Here is a 364-nt window from a genome sequence, read left to right as displayed (position 1 = left end):
TACCGTTCGCCGCCCGGCCAATGTCACGGCCGGCCGGTGCCACCAGGGCTGAGTTCATGTGCTCGCTATACATGTCCGACGGTTCACGCCTCCAGAACGACGGCGAGCCCTTGGCCGACGCCGATACAGAGGACGGCAAGGCCCCAGCCACCTCCGCGACGGCGCAGCTCGTGGGAGAGCTGTGCGAGGATCCGGCCACCGGAGGCTCCGAGCGGGTGCCCGATGGCGATCGCGCCGCCGTTGACGTTGACGATCTGCGGATCGAGCTCCGGCCAGTCGGCGAGGCACGCCAGAGACTGCGCCGCATACGCCTCGTTCAGCTCGACGACAGCCAGATCGGCCCAGCCGACACCGGCCCGCTTCA

General features: G+C 69.2%; 1 pseudogene. It reads right to left on the bottom strand.

Annotation, left to right across the window (positions count from 1 at the left end):
* Positions 1-83: 83 nt before the first annotated feature.
* A pseudogene (locus tag ELR45_RS41530) lies at positions 84-364 on the bottom strand (3-oxoadipyl-CoA thiolase); the annotation flags it as partial.

Source organism: Phytoactinopolyspora endophytica, from assembly GCF_004138495.1.
In the GTDB taxonomy this organism is placed as follows: Bacteria; Actinomycetota; Actinomycetes; order Jiangellales; family Jiangellaceae; genus Phytoactinopolyspora; species Phytoactinopolyspora endophytica.
The sequence above is the reverse complement of the archived record's forward strand: the minus strand, read 5'-3'. Positions and strand labels throughout refer to the sequence as shown.